Source organism: Ideonella lacteola, from assembly GCF_038066555.1.
Lineage (GTDB): Bacteria > Pseudomonadota > Gammaproteobacteria > Burkholderiales > Burkholderiaceae_C > Ideonella > Ideonella lacteola.
Map to the genome: position 1 here is coordinate 358,759 of NZ_JBBUTG010000005.1, position 23,289 is coordinate 382,047.

The following is a 23,289-nucleotide window of genomic DNA, read 5'->3' on the forward strand; positions in this document are numbered from 1 at the left end:
GCCGACGATGTTCAAGCAACTGGGCCTGATCGGTTGTGGCTTGATGGGTGGCTCCTTCGCGCTCGCCTTGAAGCAGGCGGGTCTGGTCGAGCGAATCATTGGGTACAGCAAGTCGCCTTCCACCACCGAGCGCGCCCGCCAGATGGGCGTGATCGATCAGGCCGCCGAATCGGCGCTGCTGGCCGTGTCCGGATCGGACATCGTGCTGCTGGCGGTTCCGGTGGCCGCCACCGACATCACCTTCCGCGCCATCCGCCATCTGGTCAATCCGGACGTGCTGTTCATGGACGTGGGCAGCACCAAGCGCGATGTCGTCGACGCGGCCCGGCGGGTGCTGAAAGAGCGCGTCGGGGCGTTCGTGCCCGCCCACCCGATCACCGGCAAAGAGCTGGCCGGGGTGCAGCACGCCGACGTTGACCTCTACAAAGACCGGCGCATCATCCTGACGCCCATTGCGCAGACCTCGCCGGTGCTGCTGGAAAAGGCCCATGCGGTGTGGACCGCCATCGGTGCCCACGTGCAAGAGATGACGCCCGAGGCGCACGACGCCGCCTTCGCCGCCGTGAGCCACCTGCCGCACCTGCTGGCATTCGCCTACTTCACCAGCATCCTGCAGCAGAAGGAAAGCGAGCAGTTCCTGGCGCTGGCTGGCCCGGGCTTCCGAGATTTCACACGCATCGCGGCGAGCGATCCCGCAATCTGGCGCGACATCCTCATCGCCAACCGGGAAGAAATCCTCAAGCAGAGCGAACGGTTCCGCGGTGCGCTCGGGGTGCTCGAACAGGTGCTGCGCGACTGCCAAGGTGAAGCCTTGGAGGCGCTGGTCACCGGCGTGTCGCACACCCGCAGCCATTGGCGCATGGGCGCCGGCAAGAACCTGAAGAAATAGCAGTCGAACCTTCCCGGTTGCGCAGGCCGCCGGGCCCGCCATGTACACCACCGCGTTCCTCGATCTCCCCCCTTTCGTCCGCGCCGGAGGCACGGTTCGCCTCCCCGGCTCGAAAAGCATTTCGAACCGGGTGCTGCTGTTGGCGGGCCTGTCCGAAGGGGTCACGGCCGTGCATGACCTGCTCGACTCGGACGACACCAAGGTCATGCTGGAGGCGCTGGCCCGGTTGGGCTGCCAACTGGAGCGCCAAGGCGAGGTGTTGCAGGTGACCGGTATCGGTGGCCGTTTGCGCACCCGTGAAGCCCAGCTGTTCCTCGGCAACGCCGGCACCGCGATGCGCCCCCTGACGGCCGCTCTGGCGGTGCTGGCGGCCCGCCAGGGCGGCAGCTTCGAGCTCAGCGGCGTACCCCGCATGCATGAGCGGCCAATTGGCGACCTGGTGGACGCGCTGCGGCAGCTCGGCTGCCCCGTCACCGACCTGGGTCGCGCGGGTTACCCGCCGCTGCGCGTGGGAGACGGCACCGAGCGAGCTTTGGACACGGCCACGCCCATCCGCGTGCGCGGAGACGTCTCCAGCCAGTTCCTCACCGCGCTCCTGCTGGCTCTGCCCCTGGTGACGCAAGACGGGCCCGTCACGATCCAGGTGGAAGGGGAGCTGATCTCCAAGCCGTACATCGACATCACGCTGCGGCTGCTCGAACGCTTTGGCATCGCGGTGCAGCGCGACGGATACGCCTGCTTCGTCATTCCACAAGGCTCTCGGTACCGATCGCCTGGCCGCATCCATGTCGAAGGAGACGCTTCGTCGGCTTCGTACTTCGTGGCCATCGGCGCCATCGCCGGCGTGGATCGGCCGGTGCGCATCGAAGGCGTTGGGCTCGATTCCATCCAGGGCGACATCCGTTTCGTCGACGCCGCTCGCGCCATGGGTGCGCAGGTCGAAGGCGGGCCGGGCTGGCTTGAAGTCCGCCGCGGCGCGTGGCCGCTGAAGGCCCTGACGCTCGACTGCAACCACATCCCCGATGCTGCGATGACGCTGGCCGTCATGGCGCTGTATGCCGATGGCCCCTGCCGCCTGACCGGCATCGCCAGTTGGCGCGTCAAGGAGACGGACCGCATCGCGGCCATGGCCGCCGAGCTGCGACGCGTGGGCGCCACTGTCGTCGACGGGGCCGATTTCATCGAAGTCGCCCCGCCCAAGCGCTGGCAGGCTGCCGCGTTGCAGACCTACGACGACCATCGCATGGCGATGTGCGGCTCGCTGGCCGCCTTCAACCCGCTGGCGGCGAATGCTGGCGGCGGCGCGCTGCCGGTGCGCATCGTCGATCCGCGCTGCGTCGGCAAGACCTTTCCCGACTACTTTGAAGCCCTGTTTGACTTGGTGACCCCTTCGGCGGGCGGCGTCCCGGTGCTCGCAGTCGACGGTCCCACCGCCTCCGGCAAGGGCACCTTGGCCGCGGAGCTGGCACATCAGCTGGGTTACCACCTGCTCGACTCCGGCGCGCTTTACCGGGCCACCGCGCTGGCGGCACAAGACGCTGGCATCTCGCTCGAGGATGAGCCAGCGCTCGCCGAACTGGCCGCCCGCCTGGAATTGCGCTTCACCGGCCACCAGGTGTTTCTGGCCGGCCGCGACATCACCGACCCGCTGCGGCTGGAATCGACCGGCGGCATGGCCTCTCGGGTGTCGGTGCATCCGGCCGTGCGCAAGGCCCTGCACGCCCTGCAACTGAGCTTCCGGCGCGCGCCCGGCCTGGTGGCCGACGGGCGGGACATGGGCACGGTCGTCTTCCCCGAGGCCGACCTCAAGGTTTTCCTCACCGCCAGCGCCGACGCGCGCGCCGAGCGCCGCTATAAGCAATTGATTTCCAAGGGAAATTCCGCTAATATCGACAGTCTTCGGGCTGATTTGCAGATGCGCGACGAGCGGGACAAAAACCGCGCGGTCGCACCGCTCAAGCCAGCCGAGGACGCGATGCTGCTGGACAACTCCCACCTCTCGGTCGAGGCTTCGGTCGAAAAGGTGTTGGGCTGGTGGCAGCAACGCAGGCCGTTCTGATCGTCAAGCCGACGGTCAAAACGTTCGAGAAAGAGCTGCGAGGCGTGCAAGGCCCCGCGGCTTCACGGGCCCACCGCCCTTCCCTCCAGGCTGGCATCAGCCGATCGAGGGCGGTGAACTCATCAACCTAACCCCCTGCGGTGTCACGCACCGCAAGCGGCCGGTGACTTGCAAGCCGGCCACCCAAGGAAATCCACATGTCCCAGACTCAAGCCGCCAGCTTCGGTGGTGAATCGTTCGCCGCCCTGTTCGAGGAAAGCCTGCAGCGCTCGGAAATGCGCTCGGGTGAGGTCATTACCGCCGAGGTGGTGCGCATCGAGCACAGCTTCGTGGTCGTCAATGCCGGCCTGAAGAGCGAAGCCTATGTGCCCATCGACGAATTCAAGAACGACCAGGGCGAGATCGAAGTCCAGGTTGGCGACTTCGTCTCCGTGGCCATCGACGCTGTCGAAAACGGCTATGGCGACACCATCCTCTCGCGCGACAAGGCCAAGCGCCTGGCCTCGTGGCTGGCTCTGGAAACCGCGCTGGAATCCGGCGACTTCGTCACCGGCACCGTCTCCGGCAAGGTCAAGGGTGGCCTGACCGTTCTGGTCAACGGCATCCGCGCCTTCCTGCCCGGCTCGCTCCTCGATACGCGTCCTGTCAAGGACATGTCGCCGTTCGAGGGCAAGACCATGGAATTCAAGGTCATCAAGCTCGACCGCAAGCGCAACAACGTCGTGCTGTCGCGCCGTGCTGTGGTCGAAGCCTCGATGGGTGAAGAGCGCGCCAAGCTGCTCGAGACCCTGTCCGAAGGCGCCATCGTCAACGGCGTGGTCAAGAACATCACCGAATACGGTGCGTTCGTCGACCTGGGCGGCATCGACGGCCTGCTGCACATCACCGACATGGCCTGGCGCCGTGTCCGCCACCCGAGCGAAGTGGTGCAGGTTGGTCAGGAACTGACCGCCAAGGTCCTGAAGTTCGACGCCGAGAAGAACCGCGTCTCGCTGGGCCTGAAGCAGCTGGGCGACGATCCGTGGCTGGGCGTGGCTCGCCGCTACCCCACGGGCACCCGCCTGTTCGGCAAGGTCACCAACATCGCCGACTACGGCGCGTTCGTCGAGATCGAGCCGGGCATCGAAGGCCTGGTGCACGTCTCCGAAATGGACTGGACCAACAAGAACGTCGCCCCCTCGAAGGTCGTGACCCTCGGCGAAGAAGTCGAAGTCATGGTGCTCGAGATCGACGAGGACAAGCGCCGCATCAGCCTGGGCATGAAGCAGTGCAAGGCCAATCCTTGGGAAGAGTTCAGCGCCACCGTCAAGCGCGGCGACAAGGTCAAGGGCCCGATCAAGTCGATCACCGACTTCGGCGTGTTCGTCGGCCTGGCTGCCGGCATCGACGGCCTGGTGCACCTGTCGGACCTGTCCTGGCACGAGCCGGGCGAGACCGCCGTGCGCAACTACAAGAAGGGCCAGGAAGTCGAGGCCGTGGTGCTGGGCATCGACGTCGAGCGCGAGCGCATCTCGCTGGGCATCAAGCAGCTCGATGGCGACCCGTTCGCGACCTTCACCTCGGTCAACGACCGTGGCTCGGTGGTCTCGGGTGTCGTCAAGACGGTCGACCCGCGTGGCGCTGAAGTGCAACTGGCCGACGACGTGCTGGGCTACCTGCGCGCCTCTGAAATCAGCCGCGACCGCGTCGAAGACGCCCGCAACGTGCTGAAGGAAGGCGACGAAGTCTCGGTGATGATCGTCAACGTCGACCGCAAGACCCGCAACATCCAGCTGTCGATCAAGGCCAAGGACCAGGCCGACCAGCAAGAAGCGATGCAGCGCCTGTCGGCCTCGAACGAGCGCGAAACCGCTGGCACGACCAGCCTGGGCGCCCTGCTGCGCGCCAAGCTGGACAACCAGAACAACGGCTGATCGCAAGCCCCCGCGAGCCCTCTGGAGGCCGCCCACCCGAGTTGAAGCTTGTGACAGGTCGGCATCATCGCCGGCCTGCTCAAGCCGCCTGCCCCGGGTGAGTCGGCACGGATGAGGAGTGCGCGGGGTTGCCGACTGGAGGAGAACCGATGACCCGATCCGATCTCGTTGCCAAGCTCGCGGATCGCTTCGCGCAACTGACGCAACGCGACACCGAGTTCGCGGTCAAGACGATCCTCGATGCCATGTCCGACGCCTTGGCGCGCGGCCACCGCATCGAGATCCGAGGCTTCGGCAGCTTCTCGATCAACCGTCGCCCGCCGCGCGTGGGGCGCAATCCCCGCAGTGGCGAGCAAGTGACCATTCCGGAGAAGCTGGTGCCGCACTTCAAGCCGGGCAAGGCCCTGCGCGAAGGCGTGGACGCCAGCCTCCCGGCCGATGCACCAGCGGCCGAAGAAGAAGCGCCAAGCGCCTGACCGGCGCCGCCCGGTCAGCCTTACCGCGGCAATCACCCTCCAGGGCCCCGACCGGGGCCCTTTTCGTTTCAGGCACCACGGCACATCGAGCCTGTTCGTAGAATCCACGGTGATGCGCTTCCTCACCTGGCTCGTTCGCGCCTTCATCTTCTTTTCGCTGTTCGCCTTCTCGTTGCACAACCAGCAACCGGCGTCGGTGAACTGGGCCTTTGGCTATGCCTGGAACGCGCCCATGGTCATCATCGTTCTCGGCGCTTTTGCCGCCGGCACCGTCTTTGGCGTGCTGGCGATGACGCCCAGTTGGTGGCGACACCGTCAACTGGCGCGCAAGCTCGCACCCGACGCCGGCGTGACCGAGCCGCCCCCCGCCAAACCTGACACGCCGCGCGAACCGCAGCAACCTGTGATCCCCGATGGAGTTTGACCTGCTGTATTGGTGGCTGCTGGCCTTGCCGGCAGCCTTTGCGGTGGGCTGGCTCGCATCGCGGCTGGATCTGCGGCAACTCAAACGCGAGAACCGTGAATCGCCCAAGGCCTACTTCAAAGGCCTGAATCTGCTGCTGAACGAACAGCAGGACAAGGCCATCGACGCCTTCATCGAGGCGGTACAGCACGACCCAGACACCAGCGAGCTGCACTTCGCGCTTGGCAACCTGTTCCGCCGCCGCGGCGAATTCGAGCGCGCGGTGCGAGTGCACCAGCATCTGCTTGGCCGGGCCGACCTGGCCGTGAGCGAACGCGATCGTGCCCAGCATGCGCTGGCGCAAGACTTCATGAAAGCCGGGCTCTTCGATCGCGCCGAGCAGGCTTACCGGGCCCTGAAGGGCACGGCATTCGATACCGAAGCCCAATTGGCATTGCTGAACCTTTACGAGCGTTCGCGAGATTGGTCGGCCGCGGCCGAAGCGGCCGCCGCGCTCGAACGCAGCGGTACGGGCTCATTCGGCACCCGGATCGCTCACCATTGGTGTGAGCTCGCACTCGAGGCCGATGCCAAGGGGCTGGCCGAAGCGGCCGACGCCGCACTGGCCAAGGCGCGAGCCGCCGCCCCCCACGCGGCACGCCCGCTGCTGCTGGCCGGACAACGCCTGGCCAAGGCGGGCCGGCATGCGGAAGCCATCACCATTTGGGACGAATTGCGTGTACGCGATCTCGCCAGCTTCGCCCTCGTGGCGCACGACTACGCTGACAGCGCGGTCGCCAGCGGCCAAGCCACCTCGGCGAGGCAGCGCCTGCAAGCCGCCTACGAGCAGGCGCCCGGCATCGACCTGCTGCGCGCACGCGCCCGGCTCGACGGCCACGACTTGAGCGCCGATGCCGCGCTGATGTCCCACCTGCGGCACCAGCCCACCCTCAGCGCCGCCCTCGCGGTACTGGCCAGGCCGGTCGACCAGTGGAGTGCCGAGGCCGCGCAGGCGGTGGGCGAAGCGGTGGCCCGCGCCGCCAAACCACAGCAGCGCTACCGCTGCGCAGCCTGCGGCTTCGAGGCCCAACGCTATTTCTGGCAATGCCCTGGCTGTCTGACCTGGGACAGCTTCCCACCTCGTCGGGTAGAAGAGCTGTGAACACCATCTCCTCGATGGGCTCTGCCCCCATCTGAGGCACCAGGAGCAACAACACCATGGCTTCGCTCTTTCTTGCCAATCTGGCCGAACACCTGCGCACCTTCGAGCGTCTGCCAGCCCTCGATGCCGAGATCGCGCGGGCCGGCTCTCTGATCGCGCAAAGCTTGGCTGCCGATGGCAAGCTGCTGTCCTGCGGCAATGGTGGATCGGCCGCCGACGCCCAGCACATAGCCTCCGAGCTCACGGGGCGCTTCATCAAAGAACGCCGGCCGCTCGCCGCCGTTTCGCTGACGACCGACAGCTCGGCCCTCACTTGCATCGGGAACGACTACTCTTTCGATGAGGTCTTCGCCAGGCAAGTGCGGGCACTGGGCCGCCAGGGGGACGTGCTGCTCGCCATTTCCACCTCCGGCAATTCGCCCAACGTGCGGCGTGCGGCCGAAGAGGCCCAGGCCCTTGGCATGCCGGTGATCGGCCTGCTGGGGCGCGACGGCGGCGCGATCAAGACGCTGTCCGACGTGGCCCTCGTGGTGCCCAGCGACGTGACCGCCCGCATCCAGGAGGCCCACATTCTGATCATCCACACCCTGTGCGGCTTGATCGAGCACGAGCTGCAGCTCGCATGAACACGCACAGCGTCTCGCGGCCCTTGCCCACACGAGATGCCCTGGCGGCCAGCCGCGTGCTGGTCGTGGGCGATGTGATGCTCGACCGGTACTGGTTCGGTGCGGTGGATCGCATTTCTCCAGAAGCCCCTGTGCCGGTGGTGCGCGTCACCCGCGAGGAAGACCGGCTGGGCGGCGCAGCCAATGTGGCGGTGAATGTTCAGTCGCTGGGTGCGCGAGCGAGCTTGCTGACCGTGGTGGGTGAAGACGAGGCCGCCAGCCGCCTCGAGGCGCTGTTAGCTGAACGCGGGATCCGCACCGCGCTGGGCCGGGACCCGCAGCTCAAGACCATCGTCAAGTTGCGCGTGATCGGACGCTCGCAGCAGCTGATTCGGGTGGATTTTGAGAACACGCCGGACCATGAGGTGCTGGCGCAGATGCTCAACGCCTTCGACGCCGAGTTGCCACAGCACGACGCCGTCATCTTTTCCGATTACGGCAAGGGCGGCCTCGCGCACATCCCGCAGATGATCCAGCGCGCACGCGCCGCTGGCAAGCCGGTGCTGATCGACCCCAAAGGCAGCGACTACCGGCGCTACGCCGGCGCATCGGTGTTGACGCCCAACCGTGGCGAGCTGGCGCAGATCACGGGGGCGTGGCGCGACGAGGCGCACTTGGCGCAGCTCGCCCAGCAAATGCGCTCCGATCTCCAGTTGGATGCGCTGCTGTTGACCCGCTCGGAAGAAGGCATGACCTTGTTCGATGCCGCTGGGGCACGCCATGTGGCCGCCGAAGCGCGCGAGGTGTTCGACGTGACCGGTGCGGGCGACACCGTCATCGCTGCGTTGGCCGCGCTGGCTGGCGCCGGCATGCCCATGCGCGACGCCGTCGCCTGGGCCAACCATGCGGCCGCCATCGTGGTGGGCAAGTTCGGTACCGCCAGCGTCAGCTACGACGAATGGGCGCGGTGACCACTGGCCTGCGTCCCGCGGCCTTTCTCGATCGTGATGGGGTCGTCAACGTCGAGCGTGACTATGTGTACCGCATCGAAGATTTCGAGCTGCTGCCCGGGGTGATCGACGCCCTGGTCACACTTCAGCGGGCTGGCTATGCGCTGGTCGTCGTCACCAACCAGGGCGGCATCGGTCTGGGCAAGTACCAAGAATCTGACCTGCAGCGTCTGCATCACCATCTGCGCGCCGAACTGGCTGGCGCGGGTGTGCGCCTGGACGGCATCTACCACTGCCCTCACCACCCGCGCAGCGAGCGCCCCGAGATGCGTGGCCCGTGCGATTGCCGCAAGCCCGCGCCGGGCATGATCCTGCAAGCCGCCCGCGACCTGGCACTCGACCTGCCGAACTCCTTCCTCGCTGGCGACAAGGTGGGCGATGTGGCGGCCGGGCGCGCCGCGGGTGTGGGCCAGAATTACCTCGTGCGCAGCGGCCACCGGCTGTCCGTCCAAGACATGGCCCTGGCCGATGGCGTCTTCCACGATCTTGCCGATCTGGTACACCACCACATCGTTCCTCGTGCACCGGCGTAACCGGAGCGCGCCCCATCCCGAACCGACACCCACGCCGATGCAAGTCGACGCCTCCCATTACAAGTTCGAGCGCTATGTCGATATCAAGCGCTGGTGCAGCTACTGGCACCAACTGCGGGAAGTGCTCGCGCTTCAGCCTCGCTCCGTGCTCGAAGTTGGCGTGGGCAACGGCATCAACAGCTTATTGCTGCGGCAGCTGGGTTGCGAAACGGCGACGATGGACATTGACCCGGCGCTGAACCCTACGCACGTCGGCAGCGTCACGGCCATTCCGCTGGCTGATGCCAGCTACGACGTGGTCGCCGCATTTCAGGTGCTCGAACACCTGCCGTACGACAACTTCCGAACCGCCGTGTCCGAGCTACGCCGCGTGTCCACTCGATACGTGGTGCTGTCGCTGCCCGATTCGCACAAGATGCTCACCTTCGTGCTGCCGCTGCCCTTCGGCGGCGAACGACGAATCCAGTTTGCCAAGCCCCGCTGGCGGGCTCGCGTGCACCGCATCACCGGCGAGCACCAGTGGGAGATCAACAAGCGCGGCTACCCGGTATCCCGCATCGTCGACGATCTGAGAGCCTCAGGGCTTGAGGTGCTGCGCACCTTCCGCGCACCCGAGAACCCGTATCACCGATTCTTCATCTGCCGCAAGTAGACAGCCAGGTTCCCCTCGACCATCGCATCGATCGAGAAGTGCTGCTCCACCCAGGCCCGTCCAGCGGCGCCTTGCTGTGCACGCAGGGCCTCTGAATCCAGCAGGGTGTTCAAGGCCCGGGCCAAGCCGGCGACGTCGCCGGGTTCGATCAACTCGCCGTTGAGCCCCGGCCGCACGATCTCGGGGATGCCCCCGGCGCGGCCGCCCACAATCGGCACACCGCAAGCGGCCGCCTGAAGAAGCGCCACACCCAGCCCCTCCATCGACGCCGGATGCGCCAGCACGTCCAAGCACGGCAGGACGCGGTCCAGATCGCGGCGAAAGCCAGGCAGTTGCACGCGCGAGGCCAGGGCGGCATCCGCTGACAGGCGTTGCCGAACCATCTCCACCAGCGGCCCCTGGCCGAACAGCAGCACCCGTGTCTGTGGGTGTCGCTGCAGCACCGTTGGCAACGCATCCAGCAAGGTGGCGTGCCCCTTGCGCTCGATGAACTGCGCAGCCATGCCGATGGTCAAGGCATCGTCAGGCACGCCGAACTCACGCCGGAACCACGCCAGTTCGCCCCGCCCCGGCCGGTACTGTTCGGTATCCACCGCACTGGGCACGCAGGTGATCCGATCCTCGGGCACGCCCTCACCGAGCAGCACCTGGCGTATGCCTTGAGAGATCGTCACCACATGGTTTGGCCCCCGGTACTTCAGCGCCGCCCACCAACGGGATTCGGGGTTGTCGACACGGCGGCTGAGCACGGTGGGAACACCGCGAAACCGGCCTGCCAGCACGCCCCATGTGTCGCAGCCGCGGCGGCTGTGAAGGTGCAGCACATCAGGCGCCCAGCGGCCCATCAAGCCCCCAAGGCGCTCCACGAGGCCCACATCGGCATCGCCGCGCATCGGCATTTCATGCACCGTCAAACCCAGCTCGCGCACCGCCGACGCGATCGCGCTGCCCGTGGGGCAGGCCAGGGCCACGTCGACGCCGCGCTGGGCCAGGCCCCGCATCAGGAAGACGACCTGAAGCGCCCCTCCGTAGAGGTGCTTGCCCGCCTCGACGTGCAGCACTCTCATGCTCATGCGTCGGGCACCTGAAGCTGAAGACGCGCCTGCGCCATCACGCGCTCCACCGTCCAGTGCCGCATGCAATGAAAGGCGCCGCCGCAGGTCGGGTGGCGGCGGCACGGGGAGCAATCGAGCGGTTCGTAGAGGATGGCGGTGCGAGGCGTGCCCGTGTCGAGGTAGGGCCGGGTCGATCCGAACAGGCCGACGGTGGGCACCCCCAGCGCCGTGCCCATGTGGGTCAGGCCCGTGTCCACGCCGATCAGGAGCGCAGCGTCGGCGATGGCGGCGACGGTTTCGTCCAGCTTGAGTTGGCCCACCAGGTTGATGACCGCAGGCGCCGACTGCGCGATGCGGGCCGCGGCTTCGCGGTCGCCTGGGCCACCCATCAGCACCGGCACCAGCCCTTCAGCGCGCAGGGCACCCGCCAATGCAGCCCACCGGTCTTCGAACCAGTGTTTTTGCGGACGGGTCGTGAACGGGGCCAGCACCACGAAGCGGCCGTCTGAAGCCGCTGGTACGGCGGCGCGAGCCAGCGCGGCGCGTGCCACGTCTCGCGGCGCAGCGCCCACGGCCAGATCAAGCCGAAAGCTGCCGGGCGGCGCACCCAGATGGTCCGCCAGATCGCGGTATTCGTGGCTCATCCTGGGATCATCGCCTTCCCGTGGGCCGACCCGCTCGGTCATCAACCACTGGCTGCCTTCGCGTGACAGCAGCCCGACACGGCGCGGCGCGCCGGCCAGCCAGCCCAGCCATCCGCTTTTCAGCAGGCCCTGGGCGTCGAGCACGATGTCGAAGCGACGCACACGAAGCTCGCTGCGAAACCGACGCACCGCGTTCCACAGATCGCGAAAGCGACGTTCCTTCCACATCTGCTGCCAGGCGGCGCGCGGCCAGGGGATCACCTCGTCCAAGCGGGGGTTGTGGCGCAGCAGCGGCACCGTGGTCGGCTCAGTGAGCCAAGCAATGTGGGCTTCAGGCCACCGGGCGCGCAGCGCCGGGATCAGCCCGGAGGCCATCACCACGTCGCCGATCGCGCTCAGGCGCACGACCAGGATGCGCGGGGTCACGCGGCCAGCGGGCGCCGATCAAGGCGCGAGGAGGGCAATGAGCCCGAGAGCGGGCGAACGGGCGAAACGTTCATTCGGTGATACAGGTCAAAAGGCCAGATCGTGCTGTCGCAGCGGGGGCGCGGGCCGCCCCGCCGGAGCCCGGCACAGCCAAAGGCGCGAATTATCCCGTGGGCCGTGACGCCCCCTGCAGGGCCCAGAATCGCTCGATGGCAGGGATTTGCCGGATAAGCGATAATGGTGCGTTGGCGGAGCCAACGCTGCCCACCGCCTGCACCCACAGGCGGTGAAAGGCCGCGGCGCTCGCCGTTTCGAGTTCTGTCAGTCAAAGGAGCTTACCCTGGCCAAGGACGATCCCAAGACCTCCATCGATGCAGGGGGTTTGCGTTACCGCTCGAAAGTGGCGGGTTCTCCATTCTCCGCGACAGGTGCCTTTGGCGCCGCCACCATGTCGTGTTTTCTGTGCGGCAAGCACCGCCCCCGGGCACAGCTGAAGTCGCGCAAGTTGTTGGGTAAAGCCCAGGCAGTCTGCTCGCCATCATGCCGCGAGCTGGACGCCGCCCAATCCTGACAGGGCCCCGCGGCCGCCTTTTGGCGGCCGCGCCCATTTTGAGCACAGCGATTCATGTCGATGCCTGACAACGAACCGTCTGCGGCTCCGCAAGCCGTTGATCCTTGGGCGGATTCGGCCCAGCCTGCGGCGTTGTCGCGCCGGGAACGCGCCGCGGTGCTGGCGCGCATTGAAGCCCTGATGGAGTTCTGGGGCATCACCGTCGACGACCTGCTGGCACCCACGCCTGAGCCCGAAGCGCCCGCCCCCAGCGGCCCGCTGCCCATCAAATACCGTCACCCCGTCACCGGCGAAACCTGGGACGGACAAGGCCCTCACCCGGAATGGCTGCGCCGAGCGCTGTTGCAAGAGGGCCTGCGCGTCGACGAGCTGAAGCCCGCCGAGGCGGTGCCACCCGCGTCAGAAGCCAGTTGATCCCCCCATCGCCGGCGCGCCTCGCAAGGGCCCCGGCGATCTACTTGGCGTAGAACTCCGCGTCCAGCGCAGCCCGCCGAGTAGGCGGCAGCCGCTCGCAGTAGCCCGCCACGAAGCTGGTCAGCTTCATGCGATCGGGATTCGCCCTGGCATGCGCCTGAGCGGCTTGAAGCGCCTGCCGCAATTGGGGCATGGACGCCCCGGTGGACTCGCCGGGGAACATGCGCTGCAACGCTGTTGCCACGTCGGCATCCATCATCCCCGGCTCATCGAGCAGGAAGTCGGCCACGCTGCTGCCCAGGTCCGCGCAGAGCTGGGCGCCCGCACCCTCCTGCCGCTGCCCGAACGTCGGATCATCTTGTTCCAGCGCGGCGCGCGGGATCGTCAGGCAAAGCTGCTGCAGCTCGCCGCGGACGGCGGCCAGTGGTGCACCGGCCAAAAGGCGTTGATAGGCCAAGTCGGCCATGCGAAAACGGGGCCCGTCCCGGCGAAGCCCCAGCTCGTCCATGACCACGGTACGAGGCGCCTTTCGATCGATCAGCGTCTTCACGCCCTGGGCCAGACCATCGGCCTGCAGCCTGCAGTACGCGGGGTGATCGATCCCCGCCGACGTCTGTGCATGGGCGGCCAGCGAGAGCCACGCCAGCAGCGCCGCCGTCGCGCGAATGAACAGGCCCGCCGCACGATATGACGCGGGCCAGGTCAACAGATGTCGCATCGAGCGGATGATCATCAGTAAATCATAGGACGTGCTCGACCCCGACCGCCACCGCACACGGGCACAACACATTGCGAACCCAGCGTTCGGCCCACCACAATGCGCGGCTTGACTCTGAACCGGGCCGAGGGAGACCTGATGGCGATCGACAAGGTGGTGGTGGCGCTGAAATCTGCCCTGCGGGCCAAGTACGGCCACGCAGGTCTCGGGCACATCGACAAGGCCCTGCGGGCCCTGATCTCGGCAGACCGGCGCCGCGGGCTGAGCACCGTGGTGATCCATCTCGATGAAGCCGATGACATGGCCAGCTACGGTGGGCCCGCTCCAGAGCAGCCCACTCCGCGAGACGTCAAGAAGGCGATTGACCGCATCGCCACGACGGCCAAACCACACTATCTGCTGCTGCTGGGTGGGCCGGACGTGATGCCGATGGTGCCCATCACCAACCCGGCGTACAGCGGCCCGGAGGGCGACTCCGACCGCCACGTCCCCAGCGACCTGCCCTACGCCTGCGATGCGCCCTACAGCACCAACCCCAACCGGTTCCTTGGCCCGACGCGGGTGGTGGGGCGCCTGCCCGACCTGATGGGCGCCCGCAAGCCCACCTTGCTCACCCAGTTGATCAACGCCGCCGCCCGGGCGCAGCCGCGTCCGCGCTCCGAATACCAATCCAGCTTTGCGCTCAGCACAGCGGCGTGGGCCAAATCAACCGAGCTGAGCTTGACCAACACCTTCGGCCACGCTCGCAACCTGCACACGTGCCCGGGCAAGGGCCCGCGGTGGACGGACCGCCAGATCGCACCGCGCGTTCACTTCATCAACTGCCACGGTGGCGACAGCGTGCCCGAGTACTACGGCCAGCCGGTGGACCAGGACGAGTTCCCGATTGCCCACCATGCCAAGCACCTGCGCGGCCGGGTGAGTGCGGGCACCATCGTCGCCGCCGAATGCTGTTACGGTGCACAGCTGTACGACCCGGCCGACGCCGGTGGAGAACAAGGCATCGCCCTCACCTACCTGGAAGACGGTGCCGCCGCCGTGCTGGGCAGCACCACCATCGCCTACGGCCCGAGCGAAGGCAATGGCTCAGCCGACCTGATCTGCCAGTTCTTCATCCAGAACGTGCTCAACGGCTCGTCCATCGGCCGTGCGGCACTGGAAGCGCGGCAGAAGTTCGCCGGCGCGCGCACGCATCTCGACCCCTACGATCTGAAGACGCTGATGCAGTTCTACCTGCTCGGTGATCCATCGGCCCAGCCGGTGAGCATGAGCGCCCACGCACTGACGCGGGGCAAGGCATTCAAGAAGGCCTTCGCCGACGTGCAAGACCGCACCGTGAGGAACCTGCGCCGAGAGCGCCTCGAGCGCGAAGGTCAATACCTGGGCAAGGCATTGCCGGCCCTGAAGCCCACGAAGCACCGCCCTTCGGACAAAGTGGCCGCCACACTGCAGGCGATGACCCAAGAGACCGGCCTGAATGGCCCGCTGTCGCAGCTGAGCTTCGAAATCGTGCCCAGTGGCCGTCGCCCTGGCCCGGCCGCTGCCCGGCGGGTGCATGTCGTGAAAGGACGACGCCAGGTTCAGGTGAACGGTGCGACCATGACACGTGTGGTGGCCTTGGTGGCCACCGAGGAAGATGGGGAGTTGATCCATGTGCGCCGACTCCATTCCCGCTGACGGCGAGGCTGGCAGCAGCGGCTCGATCGTGCTGCAAGGCCGGGTCGAGAAGCGCCCGCTGGGCCAGGGCACCAAGAGTGCCCACCCCGGCATGGTGCTGGTGCTTCCTGATGGGCGCTGGCACGTGCTGCGGCGTGCCGGGGGCCACGCCTACTCCGACCCAATGTTCGAGGCGATGGAAGGTCAGCAGGTTCGCCTGCGTGGGCGGCTGAGGCCCAACTTCTTTCTCGTCGACGGCCTGGACGAAGAACCCAACGACTGACCATGGGCCCGCGCCACCTGGCGGCCCCGCAGACCGGTCAGGCGATGCCGACCACCTTGTGCGTCTGCAGGCCCAGCCGCCACTGCGGATGCTGCATGCAGTAGGCGATCGCCTCCTGGGTGTGGCGGGCACGGTCCGGGCCATCCATCGGTTGCAGGATGAAGTGGCGGAAGTCCAGCGCTGCGAAGCGCTCGGGCTGCGCCAGTGCCTGCGGGTAGACCAGCTTGAGCTCATCACCCCGCGTGAGGGCCAGCGGCGCATCGGCCTTCGGGCTGACGCAGATCCAGTCCAGCCCGCGAGGGGCCGGTTGGGTGCCATTGGTTTCGACCGCCACATCGAATCCCCGCGCGTGCAGGGCGTCGATCAGCGGCTCGTCCAATTGCAGCAAGGGCTCGCCGCCGGTGCACACCACCATCGGCCGGCCCCCGGTGCCGCCGGACCAGGCGCGAGCCACCGCCGCCGCCAGGTCGTCCGCCGATTCGAATTTGCCGCCACCCACGCCATCCGTGCCAACGAAATCCGTGTCGCAAAAGCGGCAAACGGCAGTGGCACGATCAGCCTCGCGGCCCGACCACAGATTGCAGCCCGCAAACCGGCAGAAGACCGCCGCCCGGCCCGCCTGAGCGCCTTCGCCCTGCAAGGTATAGAAAATCTCTTTGACGGAATAAGTCATGGCTGCTCGTCGCTCACGCCCACATCGGTTCAGGCGAGCCCGACGCCCACGCTACCGCACCACAGCCTTCCGTCTCAAAGAGATCAACCCGGCAGACCTGCGGCAGCCGCTCGCGCGCCTGCGACAGCACCCACTGCGCCACGCTGGCACAGTCTCCGTCCGGCAGGCCGGGCACGTCGTGCAAGGCATGGTGGTCCAGCGCCTTGAAGACAGGCTTGAACAATTCCTTCACGTCGCCGAAATCAACCGCCCAGCCGCGCAGCTCATCGAGGGCCGCGCTCAGGTGCAGACGCAGGGTGTAGGTGTGGCCGTGCAGCCTCGCCTCGGGGTGGCCCGCCGGCGCGTGGCGCAGGCGCACCGCGCTGTCCAGGTGAAAGTCTTTCCAGATGCGATGAGTGGCACCGTCGTACAGGGCCCCACACGACGCCGTCTCGTACACCTTCACCGCGCGCAGCCTAGCTCCCGCGCCAGCCGACAGGCGCTGCCACAGCCATCGGCTGAGCATCTCGCTGGTGGGGTTCTCCAGCCCGGGCAGCTCATTCAGGCAGGCGTAGTTCAGCTCGAAGTGCAAAGGCGCCCAGAGGTCGTCGAGCCAGTCGGTGGTGAGGTGCGACGGCTGACCCTCGCCCACCCGCACATGAACGACAGCCTCGAATCCATGACCATGCATGCGGCCGCACTTGTGCCCCAGCGGCACGTTCGGAAGCCGATGGGCCGACTGAAAGCGATAGCGGCGCCAAGCCCACGCGGCACCCGCTTCATCGATGTCGACACCGCTGGCGGGATGACTCTGAACCGACACCGCCGCGCCGGGCACACCGAGCCGGGCGCCGATCCAGCGGGCCAGGCGTTCGTCACTCGGCTCTTCGACTTGTTCGTTCAACAGACTGTGATCCAGCGGCGCCACCACCTGCGCCAGGGCATGCTGCAACCAGCCCACCTCACCGCCCGCAAAGGGCGACGGCGCCGCATCCAGGGCCGAGCGCACTTGCACCACGAAGCCGTGGCCGTGCGGGCGCGAAGCGCGGTGGCTGGACGGCAGCGCATGCAATTGCCGCGCAGCATCAAAGCCAGCCTGCGCGATGAAACGGAGAGGTCGGGTGGGCATCTGCGAAAAACAAGCGAATCTGCCGAGGGGTGACGCGTCGCATGGACATGCGTCAATGCGGCCCGGGCCAGCCAGGGCATCATCCAGGGCCAGCAACCCAACGGCGGGTTCTGCTCGCCGGCGATCCGTGGCGGGCACGGCATCTGGCAAAGCGGGCCGGCGGGCGGCGATAACGGTTTCGATTGTCGCACGCAGGCCCTGCCCCTACACCCGGCTCGCCAAGGCCTCCCAGCCTCTGGCCTACAGTCGGCCCCATTGCGATGAAGCGTGCGATGACGCCTGCGATGGCGTGTGCGGCGCCTCCATGCATCACCCCACCCCGTCCCGATGGACTACACCTTCGTCAAACTCATCCACCAAGGCGCCGTGGCGCTGTCGGTGACCGGATTTTTCGCCCGCGGCTTCGCCTCGTTGCGCGGCGCGCCATGGGTGACCGGACGTGCCGCCAAAACCTGGCCGCATGTCATCGACACCGTCCTGCTGGCTTCGGCGGTCACACTGGCCTGGATGCTGCGGCTGAACCCGCTCGCCACGCCGTGGCTGGCCGCCAAGATCTGCGGCCTGTTCGTCTACATCGGCCTGGGCATGGTCGCGTTGCGGGCATCGCTGCCGCGGCGCCTGCGAGCACTGGCGTGGGTCGGCGCGCTGGCCACCATCGGCTGGATCGTCTCGGTGGCCATCACCAAGCACCCCGCCGGTTGGCTGGCCGGATGAGCCGGCGCAGCCATCACCCGCGTCCCCCACCCCAGCTTTCTCAACGCTCCATGCAAGCGCACCTCACGCCCCTTGACGCTCCATCACCCGCGCAGCCCAGGGCTGCGGCCATCGTTGACGACCAGTTGCTGGACGTCGGCGCGCTGCTGGCCCAGATCGTCCGCCAACAGCTGCAGGCGGGCCGCCGCGTGCGCGGTTGCCTGATGACCCGAACCCCGCGCACCGAGACCCGTGCGGCGACCATGGTGCTGGAGGAAATCGACGGCGGGCAACGCTTTCTGGTGTCGCAACCCATGGGCAGCGGCTCGATGGCGTGTCGGGCGGACCCACAAGGCTTTGCGAACGCCAGCGAGATCTTTCGCCGCGCCCTGCAACAGAAGCCCGACCTGATCGTCAGCAACCGCTTCGGCGACCTCGAAGTCAAGCGCGGTGGTGGCTTCATGGCAGAGTTGCTGTCGATCATGGCGGAAGGCATCCCGCTGCTCACCACGGTGGCGCGCCGCAACGCCCCAGCCTGGCAAGACTTCACCGGCGGCGGCGCCCTGCTGCCGCCGGATGCCTGGGCCGTCGCGTCGTGGATCGACGCGGCCGTGGCGCAGTACCGATCCGATCAGCGCGACAGCGTGAAGTAGCGGCCTGGCCGGTGATTCCAGATCAGCACGGCATTGACCGCCAGCGCCCCGACCACCGACCATCCCACCCGCCGCAGATCCATCACGCCGAAGGCAGCCATCAGAATGGCCAGGTCGATCGCCATCTGAACCTTGCCGGCCGGCCAACCCCAACGGCGCTGCAGGTAGAGCGCCAGGATGTTCACGCCGCCAAAGCTGGCTTGATGCCGGAACATCACCAGCAACCCCGCCCCGACCAGCACACCGCCCGCCACAGCGGCATAGCCGATGTCTGCCTGAACGACCACGAGGCGCCGGACCACCTCTACCCCCAGCGACAGACCCGCCACCGCGGCCAGGGTCTTGAGCGTGAAGCGCGGCCCCATGCCCCGCCAGCCCAACAGGTAGAACGGGAGATTGACGAGGAACAGAGCCACCCCCAGCGGCAGCCCCACCGAGTAGCTGAGCAAGAAGGCGATCCCGGGCGTACCACCAGTCATCAGCCCCGCACTGTTCAGGAACGACAGGCCCAACGACACCAGAATGATCGCGGTCGCCCCCGCCTGAATGTCATCGACGGAGCTGTGACGCAGTGCCGTACCGCTGGCCCGTGCGGGGCCGACGCCCGCCGGTGTCGGATTCGATGGCTCGGCGGGTACGCCGCCAGCGGCCTCGCCTGCGGGTGCGGCAGGGGTCGCGGTCGAATCAACAGGAGAAGCTGCAGGCGGTGTCATGGGAGCAGGTGGGCAGACAGATCAGTCAGCGGTCATCGGCCCAGCCACGCCGGGCCCGGTCGCCTCCGGCCGCACCCCATCGGGCCGCAAATTCAAACATGGCAGGCCGACGCCGACACCCGGCCCGGGCGATGGCAGATCGACCGGCGCGGGCGGTGAGACCGGTGAACCCCATTCTCGCCAATCGTCGCCGAAGAGTTCAGCCGGATGTGGCGTTCGGATCGTGCCATTGCCGCAGATCATCGAAGTCGCCGGGCAGTAGCGGTCACAGCCCCAGCAAACGCGCTCGGGGTGGGCCGGGGTGATCGGAAAGCGTTTGCTCATCGCGTAGGCGGCAGTCTGCCTGCCAGCTTCCCGAGGGCGCCTGACCGGCGTCAACTGCGATCGTCGCCGTGCGGCGCCTGCCACCCCACCCTTGCACGCCCCCCGCACCAGTCTTTGACCTCGATCAATGCCGACTGCACCCACAGATTGAGCCTGGGCAAATCCACGCTGGCCGTGGCGCGAGAGAGTGAAGCACATCGCCAAGGAGCCAGCTCATGGGAACGGACACCGCCACTGTCACGCTGGAGCGCCCCGACGCTCCCTCGCCACGCCATTCGTCGTCACGCACTGCGGCCTTCGACGCCACGAGCGGCTCGGCCGTGGCGGATGCGCTGCAGCGCGCCTTCCATCCCTCTGAGCTCGATCCGGCCGATGCCTCCCTGCTCGCCCAAATCGCCATCCGCCACGCGTTCGCGGCCCATGCGCCGGTGTTGCAGCACGGGTCGCCCAATTCATCGCTGTGGCTGGTCGCTCGGGGACGTGTGTCGGTGGGCATGCACGACGCGCAAGGCCACTGGCGCCAGACACGCGGGGCCAACGCCGGCGAATGGCTGGACGTGGCCAGCGCGTGGCTAGGCGGTGCGCTGTTCGAAGAGGCGGTGGCCGCCACCGACGCCGTGGTGTACGAACTGCCGCTGGAGGAAGTGCAGGCACTGTGCAATGAGCGGCCTCGCGTGGCCCAGCTGCTGATCGAGGCACTGGCCCTGCGCATCCGACAGACCACCGACACGGCCCGCGAGCTCGCCGTCAAAGACGTGCCGAGCCGCCTGGCCGGATGGCTGCTCGATCACCTGAGCCCCGCCCAACCTGGGCCGGCGCGGGTGAAGCTGGACCAGCACAAGCGACTGCTGGCCTCAGAGCTCGGCACCTCACCAGAAACCTTCTCGCGTGCCCTGGCGCGTTTGCGCGCGCTCGGCTGCATTGCGGTCAAAGGCTATTCGGTGGACGTGCTGGACGTCGAGGCCCTGAGCCGACTCGCCGGGCGCGCGTCCTTGGCGCACCGCCCCGGCGCTTGACGCAACGCAAGCCGTATCCGCCACCGCACACCTAGAGTGCGCGGCATGGCCACACCTCGCTCACTCGCTCTGCGCCTCGTCTTGACCGGCGTGGTGTTCCTGGCGGTGGCGCTGGCCTCGATCACCGTGAGCCTGTGGGTGACATGGCAGCTCGAAGGGGGTGCGGCAGCGGTCAACGAAGCCGGCCGGATGCGGATGATGACCTACCGCATGGCCTTCGACGTGTCGCAAGGTCGGCGTGAAGCCCTTCCGCTGCAGATCGCAGCGTTCGAACGCACCCTGGCGCTGCTGCGAGACGGCGATCCGTCGCGGCCACTGTTCGTGCCCTCCTCCGACGACACCCGGGCCGGGCTGGCCCGCGCCAACGAGGCGTGGGCGGTGTTCAACACCTTGCTCACTCATGACGCGCAGGTCGACGCGGCGCCGGCGGCCACCCTCGTCTCGGCCATCGACAACCTGGTGCAAGCCATCGAGCAGCGGCTCGCGTACTGGACGTCCGCGCTGCGGGCCTTCCAGCTGACGATGGTCGCGTTGGCCGTGATCGGTGCGATGCTGCTGCTCTACACCAGCCACATCACCGTGCTCGATCCGCTGCGCCGCCTGGGCGCTGCGATCGCCGCCTTGCGAGGCGGTCACCTGTCCGCCCGGGTCGATGCGATGCCCAGCGCCGAGTTCCAGGAGCTTGCCGATGGCTTCAACACGATGGCCGAACGCCTTGAGGCCCAGTACGCCACGCTGGAAGAGACCGTTCGCCTGAAGACGGCCGATCTGCAGGCCCAGCGCGAACGCCTGTCCGCGCTGTACGAAGTCAGCGCATTCATTGCCACCGCCGATACGCTGGACGACATGGCCAAGGGCTTCGTGCAGAAAGTGCGCCGCATCGCGCGGGCCGACGGCATGGCGCTGCGCTGGTCCGACGCGGACAACCGCCGCTACCTGCTGCTCGCACACGAAGGGCTGCCGCCCACCTTCGCCGCCGAAGAACAATGCCTGTCAGCGGGGGACTGCCACTGCGGCCAGGCCGGCCGAGGCTCGATCGCTCCGGCCTCGCGCGTCATCCCAATACGCGATGCCGTCGATGGTCACGGCCGCTGCCAGAAGGCCGGCTTCCAAACGCTGCTGACCATTCCCGTCAGTCTGCACCATCGCATCCACGGCGAAATCGATCTCTTCTACCGCACCGGCCCCGATTCGACCGACATCGATCAATCACTGATTGAGCTGCTGGCCAGCCATCTTGCCGGCGGCATGGAAGGCCTGCGCTCGGCCGCGGTGGAAAAGGAAGCCGCGGTCTCCAACGAGCGCGGCCTGCTGGCGCAAGAGCTGCACGACAGCATCGCGCAGTCGCTGGCCTTCCTGAAGATCCAGGTCCAGCTGCTGCGCGGCGCCCTGGGCCGGCGCGACCAGCCCGGCATCGATCGCAGCATGGGCGAAATCGAGACGGGCGTACTCGAGAGCTACGGCGACGTGCGCGAGTTGCTGATGCACTTCCGCACTCGCGCCGACACCGAAGACATCGAACCGGCGCTCCGCACCACGCTGCGCAAGTTCCAGTTGCAAACCGGTCTCACCACCGAGATCGACATCCAGGGTCACGGCGTGGCCTTGCCCAACGATGTCCAGGTGCAGGTGCTGCACATCGTGCAGGAGGCCCTGTCGAACGTCCGCAAGCACGCGGGTGCGCGCCAAGTGTCGGTGCAAGTGCAGCAGGCCCCCCACTGGCGCTTCACCGTGGCCGATGACGGCGAAGGCTTCAATACCCAGTCGCGGACCGGGGAAGACCATGTGGGCCTGCGCATCATGGCCGAGCGTGCTGCGCGCATCGGCGCCCGGCTGGAGGTGCGCTCCACGCCCGGACGAGGCACGGCGGTCATCTTGACGGTGGCGCCGCCCGCCTGCCCCCAAGACACGGAGATCCAAGATGCCGCCTATTCGACTGCTGGTGGTTGACGACCACACCTTGTTCCGGCGCGGCCTCATCGCCTTGCTCTCGCAGCACGATCGGCTGCAGGTGGTGGGCGAAGCCGGTGACGCGGGCGAGGCACAACGGCGCGCGGCCGAGCTGCAACCCGACATCATCCTTCTGGACAACCACCTGCCCGGCGTGCGCGGCGTCGATGCGCTGCCCGGCCTCAAAGAGGCGGCCCCTGATGCCCGCGTGATGATGCTCACTGTCAGCGAGGACGAAGCCGACCTCGCCAGCGCCTTGCGCCATGGGGCCCACGGCTACCTGTTGAAGACGATCGACAGCGATGACCTGCGGGCCGCGATCGAGCGCTGCGTGGGCGGCGATTCCGTCGTGAGCCCCGACATGATGCCCAAGCTGGTCGCCGCATTTCAAAACGCCAACGCCACCGCCGGCGCGGCGACTCGACCACCGGACCCGCTCGACAGCCTCTCACCGCGCGAGCGCGACACACTGCGCCAGCTGGCCCGTGGGGCCAGCAACAAAGAAATCGCGCGCCAGCTGGACATCGCCGAAACCACGGTGAAGATCCACGTGCAGCACATCCTGCGCAAACTCCACCTCAGCTCACGCGTACAGGCCGCCGTGTTCGCCAGTGAGCGCGGCATCGCGCTGAACTAGGAAAATCCGACAGCCAGTGGCCTGTAACGTTTAAATCGGGGTGGAGGACGGTG

Annotated in this window: 24 protein-coding genes and 1 pseudogene; 18 read left to right on the forward strand and 7 right to left on the reverse strand. The window is 67.5% G+C overall.

What is annotated here, in order from left to right:
• Positions 1-7: 7 nt before the first annotated feature.
• The 10 genes from AACH06_RS11645 to AACH06_RS11690 all read left to right on the forward strand — a co-directional run bounded on the left by AACH06_RS11645 (position 8) and on the right by AACH06_RS11690 (position 9,702).
• Positions 8-889 (forward strand): prephenate dehydrogenase, encoded by an 882-nt coding sequence (locus AACH06_RS11645; protein WP_341425850.1) that lies wholly within the window; start codon positions 8-10, stop codon positions 887-889.
• A gap of 40 nt (positions 890-929) precedes the next feature.
• The gene (locus tag AACH06_RS11650; RefSeq protein WP_341425851.1) at positions 930-2,948 is read left to right on the forward strand and encodes a bifunctional 3-phosphoshikimate 1-carboxyvinyltransferase/cytidylate kinase; all 2,019 of its coding nucleotides are present in this window, start codon (positions 930-932) and stop codon (positions 2,946-2,948) included.
• A 197-nt stretch (positions 2,949-3,145) separates the two neighbouring features.
• The gene (rpsA, locus tag AACH06_RS11655) at positions 3,146-4,861 is read left to right on the forward strand and encodes a 30S ribosomal protein S1 (protein ID WP_341425852.1); all 1,716 of its coding nucleotides are present in this window, start codon (positions 3,146-3,148) and stop codon (positions 4,859-4,861) included.
• A gap of 149 nt (positions 4,862-5,010) precedes the next feature.
• On the forward strand, positions 5,011-5,337 hold the full coding sequence (locus AACH06_RS11660; protein WP_341425853.1) for an integration host factor subunit beta: 327 nt from the start codon (positions 5,011-5,013) through the stop codon (positions 5,335-5,337).
• 112 nt (positions 5,338-5,449) lie between these two features.
• Positions 5,450-5,761, forward strand: a complete 312-nt coding sequence (locus tag AACH06_RS11665; RefSeq protein WP_341425854.1) for a LapA family protein — start codon at positions 5,450-5,452, stop codon at positions 5,759-5,761.
• Entirely contained in the window at positions 5,751-6,902 is a 1,152-nt protein-coding gene (gene lapB / locus AACH06_RS11670) for a lipopolysaccharide assembly protein LapB (RefSeq protein WP_341425855.1), read from the forward strand. The genes AACH06_RS11665 and lapB overlap by 11 nt, the downstream gene beginning before the upstream one ends.
• A 56-nt stretch (positions 6,903-6,958) precedes the next feature.
• Positions 6,959-7,528, forward strand: a complete 570-nt coding sequence (gene gmhA, locus AACH06_RS11675; protein WP_341425856.1) for a D-sedoheptulose 7-phosphate isomerase — start codon at positions 6,959-6,961, stop codon at positions 7,526-7,528.
• A complete protein-coding gene (rfaE1, locus tag AACH06_RS11680) occupies positions 7,525-8,478 on the forward strand; it encodes a D-glycero-beta-D-manno-heptose-7-phosphate kinase (RefSeq protein WP_341425857.1) in 954 nt (317 codons plus the stop codon). The genes gmhA and rfaE1 overlap by 4 nt, the downstream gene beginning before the upstream one ends.
• Complete coding sequence (gene gmhB / locus AACH06_RS11685) at positions 8,475-9,050, forward strand: D-glycero-beta-D-manno-heptose 1,7-bisphosphate 7-phosphatase (RefSeq protein ID WP_341425858.1); 576 nt, start codon at positions 8,475-8,477, stop codon at positions 9,048-9,050. Before rfaE1 ends, gmhB begins: the two co-directional genes overlap by 4 nt.
• Before the next feature lie 37 nt (positions 9,051-9,087).
• Positions 9,088-9,702, forward strand: a complete 615-nt coding sequence (locus tag AACH06_RS11690; protein ID WP_341425859.1) for a class I SAM-dependent methyltransferase — start codon at positions 9,088-9,090, stop codon at positions 9,700-9,702.
• On the opposite strand, the gene AACH06_RS11695 is transcribed toward AACH06_RS11690, so the two are convergent.
• A complete protein-coding gene (locus AACH06_RS11695) occupies positions 9,675-10,775 on the reverse strand; it encodes a glycosyltransferase family 4 protein (protein WP_341425860.1) in 1,101 nt (366 codons plus the stop codon). The two genes, AACH06_RS11690 and AACH06_RS11695, sit on opposite strands and share 28 nt — an antisense overlap.
• Positions 10,772-11,827, reverse strand: coding sequence for a glycosyltransferase family 9 protein (locus AACH06_RS11700; protein ID WP_341425861.1), 1,056 nt, complete (start codon positions 11,825-11,827; stop codon positions 10,772-10,774). The genes AACH06_RS11695 and AACH06_RS11700 overlap by 4 nt, the downstream gene beginning before the upstream one ends.
• Positions 11,828-12,452: 625 nt before the next feature.
• On the opposite strand from AACH06_RS11700, the gene AACH06_RS11710 reads away from it, so the two are divergent.
• Complete coding sequence (locus AACH06_RS11710; protein ID WP_341425862.1) at positions 12,453-12,812, forward strand: H-NS histone family protein; 360 nt, start codon at positions 12,453-12,455, stop codon at positions 12,810-12,812.
• A gap of 40 nt (positions 12,813-12,852) precedes the next feature.
• Here the strand turns inward: AACH06_RS11710 and AACH06_RS11715 are convergent, their stop codons facing one another.
• Entirely contained in the window at positions 12,853-13,545 is a 693-nt protein-coding gene (locus AACH06_RS11715) for a hypothetical protein (RefSeq protein WP_341425863.1), read from the reverse strand.
• Positions 13,546-13,638: 93 nt separating this feature from the next.
• Here AACH06_RS11715 and AACH06_RS11720 point away from each other — a divergent pair, with 93 nt between their 5' ends.
• Both AACH06_RS11720 and AACH06_RS11725 read left to right on the forward strand, forming a co-directional pair.
• Positions 13,639-15,207 (forward strand): hypothetical protein, encoded by a 1,569-nt coding sequence (locus AACH06_RS11720; RefSeq protein WP_341425864.1) that lies wholly within the window; start codon positions 13,639-13,641, stop codon positions 15,205-15,207.
• Positions 15,182-15,469, forward strand: a complete 288-nt coding sequence (locus AACH06_RS11725; protein WP_341425865.1) for a hypothetical protein — start codon at positions 15,182-15,184, stop codon at positions 15,467-15,469. Before AACH06_RS11720 ends, AACH06_RS11725 begins: the two co-directional genes overlap by 26 nt.
• Before the next feature lie 37 nt (positions 15,470-15,506).
• Here the strand turns inward: AACH06_RS11725 and queE are convergent, their stop codons facing one another.
• A complete protein-coding gene (gene queE, locus AACH06_RS11730; protein ID WP_341425866.1) occupies positions 15,507-16,142 on the reverse strand; it encodes a 7-carboxy-7-deazaguanine synthase in 636 nt (211 codons plus the stop codon).
• Positions 16,143-16,155: 13 nt separating this feature from the next.
• Positions 16,156-17,250: a 6-pyruvoyl trahydropterin synthase family protein gene (locus tag AACH06_RS11735; protein ID WP_341425867.1), complete on the reverse strand. Its 1,095-nt coding sequence runs from the start codon at positions 17,248-17,250 to the stop codon at positions 16,156-16,158.
• 327 nt (positions 17,251-17,577) lie between these two features.
• Here AACH06_RS11735 and AACH06_RS11740 point away from each other — a divergent pair, with 327 nt between their 5' ends.
• Both AACH06_RS11740 and AACH06_RS11745 read left to right on the forward strand, forming a co-directional pair.
• The gene (locus AACH06_RS11740; RefSeq protein ID WP_341425868.1) at positions 17,578-17,964 is read left to right on the forward strand and encodes a SirB2 family protein; all 387 of its coding nucleotides are present in this window, start codon (positions 17,578-17,580) and stop codon (positions 17,962-17,964) included.
• A 50-nt stretch (positions 17,965-18,014) separates the two neighbouring features.
• On the forward strand, positions 18,015-18,596 hold the full coding sequence (locus tag AACH06_RS11745; protein ID WP_341425869.1) for a DUF2478 domain-containing protein: 582 nt from the start codon (positions 18,015-18,017) through the stop codon (positions 18,594-18,596).
• On the opposite strand, the gene AACH06_RS11750 is transcribed toward AACH06_RS11745, so the two are convergent.
• On the reverse strand, positions 18,575-19,309 hold the full coding sequence (locus AACH06_RS11750) for a YitT family protein (protein ID WP_341425871.1): 735 nt from the start codon (positions 19,307-19,309) through the stop codon (positions 18,575-18,577). The genes AACH06_RS11745 and AACH06_RS11750 overlap by 22 nt on opposite strands.
• 147 nt (positions 19,310-19,456) lie before the next feature.
• Positions 19,457-19,633, reverse strand: a pseudogene (locus AACH06_RS11755) (DUF3079 domain-containing protein); the annotation flags it as partial.
• Between the two features lie 215 nt (positions 19,634-19,848).
• On the opposite strand from AACH06_RS11755, the gene AACH06_RS11760 reads away from it, so the two are divergent.
• From AACH06_RS11760 to AACH06_RS11770, 3 genes are read left to right on the forward strand one after another with little or no spacing between them, the layout of a single operon-like run.
• A complete protein-coding gene (locus tag AACH06_RS11760; protein ID WP_341425872.1) occupies positions 19,849-20,649 on the forward strand; it encodes a Crp/Fnr family transcriptional regulator in 801 nt (266 codons plus the stop codon).
• A 45-nt stretch (positions 20,650-20,694) separates the two neighbouring features.
• Positions 20,695-22,599 carry a type IV pili methyl-accepting chemotaxis transducer N-terminal domain-containing protein gene (locus tag AACH06_RS11765; protein ID WP_341425873.1) on the forward strand — a complete coding sequence of 635 codons (1,905 nt, stop codon included), beginning with the start codon at positions 20,695-20,697 and terminating at the stop codon, positions 22,597-22,599.
• Complete coding sequence (locus AACH06_RS11770; RefSeq protein WP_341425874.1) at positions 22,571-23,236, forward strand: response regulator; 666 nt, start codon at positions 22,571-22,573, stop codon at positions 23,234-23,236. Before AACH06_RS11765 ends, AACH06_RS11770 begins: the two co-directional genes overlap by 29 nt.
• The last annotated feature ends 53 nt before the right edge of the window (positions 23,237-23,289 follow it).

Excerpts from the sequence above, each read along its gene's own strand:
- AACH06_RS11760 (WP_341425872.1), top strand. The coding sequence starts at position 19,849 with ATGGGAACGGACACCGCCACTGTCACGCTGGAGCGCCCCGACGCTCCC.
- AACH06_RS11690 (WP_341425859.1), top strand. The coding sequence starts at position 9,088 with ATGCAAGTCGACGCCTCCCATTACAAGTTCGAGCGCTATGTCGATATC.
- lapB (WP_341425855.1), top strand. The coding sequence starts at position 5,751 with ATGGAGTTTGACCTGCTGTATTGGTGGCTGCTGGCCTTGCCGGCAGCC.
- AACH06_RS11770 (WP_341425874.1), top strand. The coding sequence starts at position 22,571 with ATGCCGCCTATTCGACTGCTGGTGGTTGACGACCACACCTTGTTCCGG.
- AACH06_RS11735 (WP_341425867.1), bottom strand. The coding sequence starts at position 17,250 with ATGCCCACCCGACCTCTCCGTTTCATCGCGCAGGCTGGCTTTGATGCT.
- AACH06_RS11765 (WP_341425873.1), top strand. The coding sequence starts at position 20,695 with ATGGCCACACCTCGCTCACTCGCTCTGCGCCTCGTCTTGACCGGCGTG.
- rpsA (WP_341425852.1), top strand. The coding sequence starts at position 3,146 with ATGTCCCAGACTCAAGCCGCCAGCTTCGGTGGTGAATCGTTCGCCGCC.
- AACH06_RS11715 (WP_341425863.1), bottom strand. The coding sequence starts at position 13,545 with ATGATCATCCGCTCGATGCGACATCTGTTGACCTGGCCCGCGTCATAT.
- AACH06_RS11725 (WP_341425865.1), top strand. The coding sequence starts at position 15,182 with ATGTGCGCCGACTCCATTCCCGCTGACGGCGAGGCTGGCAGCAGCGGC.
- AACH06_RS11695 (WP_341425860.1), bottom strand. The coding sequence starts at position 10,775 with ATGAGCATGAGAGTGCTGCACGTCGAGGCGGGCAAGCACCTCTACGGA.
- AACH06_RS11645 (WP_341425850.1), top strand. The coding sequence starts at position 8 with ATGTTCAAGCAACTGGGCCTGATCGGTTGTGGCTTGATGGGTGGCTCC.
- AACH06_RS11650 (WP_341425851.1), top strand. The coding sequence starts at position 930 with ATGTACACCACCGCGTTCCTCGATCTCCCCCCTTTCGTCCGCGCCGGA.
- AACH06_RS11750 (WP_341425871.1), bottom strand. The coding sequence starts at position 19,309 with ATGACACCGCCTGCAGCTTCTCCTGTTGATTCGACCGCGACCCCTGCC.
- AACH06_RS11660 (WP_341425853.1), top strand. The coding sequence starts at position 5,011 with ATGACCCGATCCGATCTCGTTGCCAAGCTCGCGGATCGCTTCGCGCAA.
- AACH06_RS11745 (WP_341425869.1), top strand. The coding sequence starts at position 18,015 with ATGCAAGCGCACCTCACGCCCCTTGACGCTCCATCACCCGCGCAGCCC.
- AACH06_RS11710 (WP_341425862.1), top strand. The coding sequence starts at position 12,453 with ATGTCGATGCCTGACAACGAACCGTCTGCGGCTCCGCAAGCCGTTGAT.
- rfaE1 (WP_341425857.1), top strand. The coding sequence starts at position 7,525 with ATGAACACGCACAGCGTCTCGCGGCCCTTGCCCACACGAGATGCCCTG.
- queE (WP_341425866.1), bottom strand. The coding sequence starts at position 16,142 with ATGACTTATTCCGTCAAAGAGATTTTCTATACCTTGCAGGGCGAAGGC.
- gmhA (WP_341425856.1), top strand. The coding sequence starts at position 6,959 with ATGGCTTCGCTCTTTCTTGCCAATCTGGCCGAACACCTGCGCACCTTC.
- AACH06_RS11740 (WP_341425868.1), top strand. The coding sequence starts at position 17,578 with ATGGACTACACCTTCGTCAAACTCATCCACCAAGGCGCCGTGGCGCTG.
- AACH06_RS11665 (WP_341425854.1), top strand. The coding sequence starts at position 5,450 with ATGCGCTTCCTCACCTGGCTCGTTCGCGCCTTCATCTTCTTTTCGCTG.